The organism is Labedaea rhizosphaerae (genome assembly GCF_004362825.1).
GTDB lineage: Bacteria > Actinomycetota > Actinomycetes > Mycobacteriales > Pseudonocardiaceae > Labedaea > Labedaea rhizosphaerae.
This window is the reverse complement of record NZ_SNXZ01000001.1, coordinates 1,982,068-1,988,787: the sequence shown is the minus strand read 5'-3', so window position 1 is coordinate 1,988,787 and position 6,720 is coordinate 1,982,068. Positions and strand designations below refer to the sequence as shown.

General features: G+C 68.8%; 6 protein-coding genes. 1 reads left to right on the top strand and 5 read right to left on the bottom strand.

Going from position 1 to position 6,720, the window contains the following annotated elements; genetic code table 11:
• Positions 1 to 127: 127 nt before the first annotated feature.
• From EV186_RS09615 to EV186_RS09600, 4 genes are all read right to left on the bottom strand, one after another.
• The gene (locus tag EV186_RS09615; protein ID WP_133848633.1) at positions 128 to 1,585 is read right to left on the bottom strand and encodes a glycoside hydrolase family 3 protein; all 1,458 of its coding nucleotides are present in this window, start codon (positions 1,583 to 1,585) and stop codon (positions 128 to 130) included.
• Entirely contained in the window at positions 1,582 to 2,424 is an 843-nt protein-coding gene (locus EV186_RS09610) for a carbohydrate ABC transporter permease (RefSeq protein ID WP_133848632.1), read from the bottom strand. Before EV186_RS09610 ends, EV186_RS09615 begins: the two co-directional genes overlap by 4 nt.
• Positions 2,421 to 3,398: a carbohydrate ABC transporter permease gene (locus EV186_RS09605; RefSeq protein ID WP_133848631.1), complete on the bottom strand. Its 978-nt coding sequence runs from the start codon at positions 3,396 to 3,398 to the stop codon at positions 2,421 to 2,423. Before EV186_RS09605 ends, EV186_RS09610 begins: the two co-directional genes overlap by 4 nt.
• A gap of 70 nt (positions 3,399 to 3,468) precedes the next feature.
• Entirely contained in the window at positions 3,469 to 4,773 is a 1,305-nt protein-coding gene (locus EV186_RS09600; RefSeq protein ID WP_133848630.1) for an extracellular solute-binding protein, read from the bottom strand.
• 220 nt (positions 4,774 to 4,993) lie between these two features.
• Here EV186_RS09600 and EV186_RS09595 point away from each other — a divergent pair, with 220 nt between their 5' ends.
• Positions 4,994 to 6,181: an ROK family transcriptional regulator gene (locus EV186_RS09595; RefSeq protein WP_133848629.1), complete on the top strand. Its 1,188-nt coding sequence runs from the start codon at positions 4,994 to 4,996 to the stop codon at positions 6,179 to 6,181.
• On the opposite strand, the gene EV186_RS09590 is transcribed toward EV186_RS09595, so the two are convergent.
• Positions 6,164 to 6,643 carry a GNAT family N-acetyltransferase gene (locus EV186_RS09590; protein WP_133848628.1) on the bottom strand — a complete coding sequence of 160 codons (480 nt, stop codon included), beginning with the start codon at positions 6,641 to 6,643 and terminating at the stop codon, positions 6,164 to 6,166. The two genes, EV186_RS09595 and EV186_RS09590, sit on opposite strands and share 18 nt — an antisense overlap.
• Between the last annotated feature and the right edge of the window lie 77 nt (positions 6,644 to 6,720).

Here is a 6,720-nt window from a genome sequence, read left to right as displayed (position 1 = left end):
CTTCGGATCATGCGTTCGACTGGGGACATCAGTCATGCCGGGCCCGGCGACCACAGCTCCTTGATCAGGAACCACGAAAAAGGTAACGGGGACACACCCCGCGGGAGTGTGGGACACACCCTGGGGGCTAGCCGGCGATCAAGCCCAGGCGTTCGGCTACCGCGCGGCCGTTGGCGCGCGTCGCGCCGTAGGAGGCGATGTAGCGGACGTTGTCGGGGCGCCAGATGGGCAAGCCCATCTCCACGACCGTCGTGTCCGGCCTGGCCGCGGCCAGGGCGGCGGCCAGCTCACGCTGCTCCGGGTGGCGGTGCGCGTCCCGCACGACCACCACCAGCGGGCGCTCGCCCGCCTTGGCCAGGATCTCCGCCACCGTGTCGGCGACCTTTGCCGCGCCCGCGTCGACCCGCAGCACGTCGTCATCCGGCACCCACGGCCCGAGGCCCCACGGCACCGGGCCCACCGCGATGTTGCCCGGCGCCTCCAACTCCACCACCAAGGGCGTCCCCAGCCCCTGGACGCCGTCGACGCCGGCCACCAGCAACGCGCGCCGCGCCACCGCGAGGCCCGTCGACCAATCCACTGTGGACACCGACGGCTCGGCCACCCACGACTGCATGTCCGCGACCCGGGCCGCGGCCTGCGCCAGGCGCTCCATCGGCAACCGGCCGTCCTCGACCGCACGCACGATCGCGGCCGCGGTGGCCGCCACCGACTCCGCGTGCTCGCGCGGGCCGAGGCAGAGCAGGTCGGCGCCCGCGATGAGGGCCCGTACGGCGGCCTCGGGGATGCCGATCACGCCGCTCGCGCCCCGCATGTCCAGCGCGTCGGTGACGATCACGCCGTCGTAGCCGAGCTTGTCGCGCAACAGCCCGGTGATGGCGGCCCGGGACAGGGTAGCGGGCTCGCCGCCGGTGACCGCTGGAACGTTCAAATGGGCAATCATGACCGCCTTGGTGCCCACCGCGATCGCCGCCTTGAACGGCACGAGCTCGCGCCGGTCGAGCAGGTCGAGGTCCGCGTCGACGGTCGGCAGTTCCAGGTGCGAGTCGGCGACGGTGGCGCCGTGACCCGGGAAGTGCTTGGCGCACGCGGCGATCCCGGAGGACTGCAGGCCGGTCACCGCGGCCGCGGCGTGCCGGCCGACCAGCTCGGGGTCCGCGCCGAACGAGCGCGTCCCGATGATCGGGTTGTCGTCCGCGGTGTTCACGTCGACGGTCGGCGCGAAGTTCAGCGTCACGCCGACCTGGGCCAGCTCGGCGCCCATCGACCGGTAGACGTTGGCGGTCAGTTCCACGTCGTCGACGGCCCCCAGCGCGGCGTTGCCCGGGTACGGGCTGCCGGTCAGGTGCGCGAGGCGGGTGACGTCGCCGCCCTCCTCGTCGATGGTGATCACCGGCACCGACACCGAACGCAGCTGCTCGGTCAGCGCCGACAACGACTCGGTGTCCGGCACGTTGCCGTTGATGGCGAACAGGGTCACGCCGCCCAGACCCGCGTCCAATTCGGACAGTACCCAGTCGGGTGCGGTCGACCCCTCGAACCCGGGCAGCAGGGTGGCCCGCGCCAGCCGCTCCAGCTCGCTCATCCCTTCACCGCCCCGGAGGTCAGCCCGGACACCATCCGGCGCTGGACGAACAGGAAGAACGCGATGACCGGCAAGGTCAGCAACGTCGAAGCAGCCATGATCGATCCCCATTCGTTGCCGCTGCGTCCGAAGAAGTACTGCAGCATGATCGGCAGGGTGTACTTGGTCTGGTCGTCGAGGAACGTGTAGGCGAAGATGAACTCGTTCCACGCGGTGATGAACGAGAAGATGCTCGTGGCCACGAGTCCCGGCGCCACAAGGGGAAGCAGCACGCTGAAGAACGTCCGGATCGAGCCCGCCCCGTCGATGGCCGCGGCCTCTTCCAACTCCTTGGGCACCGCGGCGACGAACCCGCGCAGCATCCAGATCGAGAACGGCAGCGCGAAGCCGACGTACACCACGATCAGCCCGGCCAGGCTGTCGATCATCCCCAGGTGCTTGACGTCCAGGAACAGCGGGATCACCAGCGCCTCGGCCGGCACCATCTGCACGACGAGCAGCATGATCAGGAACGTGGTGCGGAACCGGAACCGGTAGCGCGCCACCGCCGTCGCGGCCAGCAGCGCCAGGAACCCGGAGATCAGCACGGTCACGATCGCCAGCAGCACGCTGTTGCGCAGGTAGGTCCAGAACGACACGTCCGCGATGCCGCCGTTGAGCACGAAGTCGAAGTGCTCGACGGTCGGGTGGAACGGCACCGGGTGCGGGGTGACGCTGAAGATCTCGTCGTTCGGCTTGAACGCCGTGGACACCATCCACAGCACCGGGAACACCGCGCCGATGAACACGATGACGCCGGCCGCGTTCAGCGAGAAGCGCCGGAAGAAGCTCGGGTTCATGCGGTTTCCCCCTGCCGCACCATGTAACGGACATAGACCGCGGTGACCACGAGCAGGATCACCGTCAGCACCGCGGAGATCGCTGAGCCCACCCCCAGCTTGGGGCTCAGGGACCCGAAGGCCTCGGAGTACGCGTAGAGGGACAGGTTGAACGCGTCGCGGTTCGCGAGCCCGGACATGATGAACAGCTGGGTGAACACCTTGAAGTCCCAGATGATCGACAGCACCAGCAGCACCATGAAGATGGGGCGCAGCAACGGGAACGTCACGCTCCAGAAGGTCCGCCACGGGCTGGAACCGTCCACTTTGGCCGCCTCGTACAGCTCCCCCGGCACGCTGCGCAGCCCTGCCAGCACGGAGACCGCGACGAACGGGAAGGACTGCCACACGACGCAGATCGTCAGCACCGTGTAGGTCGAGAGCGGCGTGCCGAACCAGTTGTAGTCCAGCCAGCCGCCGCCGACCAGCCAGTCGGGCAGTCGGTCCAACACCCAGTTGACGAGCCCACCGGTGGTGCCGAACAGCCAGGTGAAGATGATCGCGGCGGTGATCGGTGGGGTGGCCCACGCGATCATCACGCCACCGGCGACGAACGTCGACATCCGCTTGCCGAGCCGGTTGAGCAGCAGCCCGACCAGCGTGCCGACCAGCATCGTCGCGCCGACGGCGACAACCGCGAAGTACAGGGTGTGCTGCAGGCTGAGCCAGAACTCGTCGTCGGCGAAAATGGTGGTGAAGTTCTGGGTGCCCACGTTCTCCGCGGGCTCGCCGCGCAGCTGGCGGGTGCCGACCTTCTGGAAGGCCATGATGCCGATCTGGATCATCGGCCAGAACAGCAGCAGCCCGATGACCGCGAGCGTGGGCAGGATCAGCAGGTAGGGCCCGAACTTGAGCTTCGGCCACTTCCTGCGCGACGGTGTCGGTGGTGCCGGGGTGGCCGGTGCGCCGCGCACCAGCGTGGCCGTGTCGGCCATGGCTCGCCTCCGGATCGACGGTGGGTCCTCGCGGGGTGCGCCGGCAGCGGCCGGCACACCCCGCGAGAGATCAGCTCGCGTTGAGGAGTTCGTTGGCCTGCTCGTTGGCCTTCTTGAGCACCTCAGCGGCGGATTGCCCCTGCATGATGGACTTGACCGCGTTCGGCAGCACCTTCTTGGACTGCTCGAACTCCGCCCAGCCCGCGCTGGTCGGGGTGAACTTGACCCCGGCCGCGGTGGCCTGCGCGAACGCGCCCATCAGCGGGTCCTTGGTGTACTTGTCGCTCTTGAGCACGTCGTCGAACTGCGGCAGGAACTTCAGCGTGTCGGCGAACTGTGCCGCGTTCTTCTTGCTGTTCAACACGGTGATGTAGTCGAACGCGACCTGCTTGTTCTTGCTGGCGTTCCACACGGCGAGGTCCGAACCACCGGAGAACACCGGGGCGAGGCCGCCGGTCTTGCCGGGAATCGGGAAGGTGCCCCACTTGGTGGAGTTCGCCTTGCTGATCTTCTCCAGCTGCGGGTACGCCCAGCTGCCGTCGATGTACATGCCGAGCTGGCCGAGCGCGAAGTCCTGCTGCGGGCCCTGCAGCTCGTTCTTGCCGATGTACTTGGTCGGCGCGACCTTGGACTGGGTGACCAGGCCGGTGTAGTAGTTCACGGCGTCGAGGGCTTGGGGCTGGTCGAGCTTGCCGACCCACTTCTCGCCGTCCTTGACCGCGACGTCACCGCCGTCGGCCCAGATGAAGCTGACCAGCGCGTTGGTCTGGTCGCTCGGCGCGCCGATGCCGGGGATGTGCTTGGCCTGCTGGATCTTCTGCGCGGCCGCGGTCAGCTGGTCCCACGTGGTCGGGATCTGGATGCCCAGCTCCTGGAACCAGTCCTTGCGGTACCAGATGCCGCGAACGCCGCCGTACCACGGCACGGCGTAGGTCTTGCCGTTCGACTGGTCGTTGGCCAGCGCGCCCTTGTTGAGGTCCTTGCCCTCGGGCCAAGCGTTCACCATGTCGGTGATGTCGGCGAAGTCCTCGAGCGCGATGTGCGACTGGACGTCGGTGTTGCCGACCTCGGTGACGTCGGGGCCCTCGCCGCCGGCGGAAGCCTTCTGGAAGGTGGTCGCCACGTCCGGCCACGGCACGTACTTGATGACCACGTCGGTCTTCGGGTGCTTCTGCTTGAACTCCTTCTCGACCCCGTCGAGGAAGGCGGTCTGCTCCGGGCTGCCCGAACCCATCTGCCAGACGGTCAGGGTGGCCGGGTCCGGTGCCGGCGCGGCGCTGGAGCCCTTGCCTGCGCTGCCGCCGTCATCGCTGCCGCACGCCGTGACGGCGAGCGCGATCGCGGCCCCGAGGGCGGCGATTCTGGTGAACCTCACGAGCTTCACTGCGGGAACTCCCTTTCGACAACGCTGTCTCTGCGTGCTCAATGCCTCGTGTTGTGATCGTGGTGCGCGCCTGGGCGGCTCGGCGGCCCTAAAGTCCAAGCCATGCCCAACCAGCCCCTCGACCCGGTCCCGCGTCGATCCCTCCGGTAAACTAACAGGAAACTTTCCTGTTTAAAACAGCCCGTTAGCAGACCGAGATCGGAACCCCACCATGGCGCAGCGTCCTGGAACGCCCAAGCTCCTGCGCGAGCTGAACAACCGCGCGGCGCTGGAGCTGCTGATCAGCGCGGGTCCGCTGACCCGGACGCAGATCGGCGAGCGGACCGGGCTGTCCAAGGTGACCGCTTCGCAACTGCTGTCCAGGCTGGAGGAACGCGGGCTGGTCGAGGTGGTCGGCGCGCAGGCCGGCGGGCGCGGACCGAACGCCGCGCTGTACGGGGTGGTGCCGGCCAGCGCCTACGTCGCGGGCCTGGAAGTGGGGCCGCGCTCGGTGACCGCGGCGGTCACCGACATCACCGGCGACGTGGTCGGCGAGGCCACGGTGACCGACACGACGAACCCGGTCGGCGTCGTGCACGCGGCCGTGACCGAGGCGTGCGAAGCCGCGGCGATCCCGGTGTCGCGGCTCTCCGAGGTCGTCATCGGGACGCCGGGCGTGGTCGACCCGCGCTCGGGCGACGTGCAGTTCGTGTTCGACCTGCCGCACTGGCACGACGGCGTGCTGGACCGGCTGACCCAGGACCTGCAGCGCCCGGTGGTGATCGAGAACGACGTCAACCTGGTCGCGGTGGCCGAGCGGGAGTTCGGCATCGCCGGGGACGCCGACGACTTCGCGTTGATCTGGATGGGCCGTGGCATCGGCCTCGCCGTGGTGCTGCGGGGTCAGCTGCACCGCGGCGCGTCCGGCGCGGCGGGCGAGATCGGCTACCTGCCGGTGCCCGGCGTGCCGCTGCCCGACGAGGTCGGCGAGTCCGAGTCGTGGGGCCAGCCCGCGCTCGCCGGCGGTTTCGGATCGTTGATCGGCGCGGACGCGGTGCTGGAACTGGCGGGCAAGCACGGCTGGCACGCGGACACGGCGGTGCAGTGCGTTGCCGAGGCCAGCGCCGACATCGAGGGCGGGGCCGCGTTCCTCGGCGACCTCGCGACCCGGATCTCCTACGGTGTCGCGTCGGTCAACATCGTGCTGGACCCCTCGCTGCTGGTCATCGCCGGCCCGCTCGGCCGGGCCGGCGGCTCGCGGCTGGCCGAACTCGTCCAGCGGGAGGTCGGGCGGATCTGCCCCACCCAGCCGCGGGTCGCGGTGACCGAAGTGGACGGCAACCCCGTGCTGCGGGGTGCGCTGTCGGCGGCGCTGGAGCGGGCGCGAGAAGCCGTGTTCTCGTCAACCACCGAGGCCTGAGCGGGTTTTCAAGGTCAGCTCATAGGGCGCGAAACCATTGCGCTGGTAGAAATCGATGGCGCCCGCGTTGGCCGCGAATGCGGTCACCTGCGCCTCGGTCGCATTCTTCGCGTTCGCCCATTTCATGAATTCCGCGATGAGCCCGGAGCCGACGCCCGCCCGTCGCGCGTGCTCGGCGACCCGCATGCTCACCAGCGTGGCGATGACCTCGCCCGGCCGCATCCGGTGCCCGCCGACCTGGCCGACCAGGTGCCCGGCCGGTCCGTTCTCGGTGGATGCCAAGAGGCACAAGGAATTCTCGTCTCCGAGCAGGCCGGTGTAGTAGGCACGGCCCTCGCGTTCGGGCCAGTCGAGATCCCACGCCGTGTCGTGCGTGCCGGCGTCCTCGACGAACAACCCGGCCACCGAGCCGAGGAAGCCGTCCAGAGAATCCGGGGTGACGCGATCAATCGTCAATGTCATGCGCGAAACGCTAGCGTGGCCGATAAATCATGTAAATCACCACAATTAACGACAAGTCATCCGCGTGGTAGTGTCGA